The organism is Colwellia hornerae (assembly GCF_007954355.1).
Taxonomy (GTDB): domain Bacteria; phylum Pseudomonadota; class Gammaproteobacteria; order Enterobacterales; family Alteromonadaceae; genus Colwellia_A; species Colwellia_A hornerae.
The window spans coordinates 1-783 of record NZ_VOLR01000093.1; the positions used below are offsets into that span (position 1 = coordinate 1).

The window sequence follows — 783 nt, forward strand, 5'->3', positions numbered from 1 at the left end:
ACTCACTCAAGAAGTTGAATGTAAGGCAGCTAAGCAGCTATTATCCTCAATTGTTGGTTACGATATCAACAGCCAGCACACGGTTGTTGGTTCAAATGGTTGGTACGTAAAAAACCCAAAAGCGTTTAAAGGTTCATCAATAAAACTTAAGCAGATTCAAGTCCAGTTGAGTCGTAGAAAGAAGGGCTCTAGTCGCTGGCATAAAGCAAAAAACAGACTGAATAAATTACACGTAAAAATCTCTCGCCAACGCTTAGCGTTTGCCCACGAAGTATCCTGTACGATAGCCAAGGCCAGTGATATTGTCGTGTTTGAAGATTTACATGTGAAAGGAATGCAGCAATTTAATGGCGCGATGGTCAACGAAAACGTGATGGGAATGATAACTTCGCTGACCAAATATAAGGTTGAATTGAATGGTGGCATTTACCATGAAATTGGTCGGTTCGTGAAATCTTCCGGCATTTGTTGTGAGTGCCAGCGCATTCATAAATTCGACTTAAACACGCGTTCATTCACTTGTGATAATTGTGGCACCGTTCAATGCAGAGACTATTCTGCAGCAGTTTGCGTTGCAATCACAGGCGAAAAAGATTTAATGGTGGCTGGGATAGTCGCCAGGGTAATACCCAAATTTCAGAAGAAATCATCTATTAAAACGAAAGTCTTTGAGTTATCAACGTTTGATGTGGGAACTGAGAAAAAAGAAGCAGCCTAGTCGTCTAAAACTAGATTGCAGAAGCCCATTGATCGACGCGAAGCGGCGTCGGTGGGTAGTTCACA

1 protein-coding gene is annotated in these 783 nt (G+C 42.0%); it reads left to right on the forward strand.

Annotated features, from left to right (window positions below; all coding sequences use genetic code 11):
- Positions 1 to 718, forward strand: a 718-nt coding sequence (locus ESZ26_RS19090; RefSeq protein ID WP_146829452.1) for an RNA-guided endonuclease InsQ/TnpB family protein, incomplete at its 5' end; no start/stop codon positions are given.
- Positions 719 to 783 lie beyond the last annotated feature (65 nt).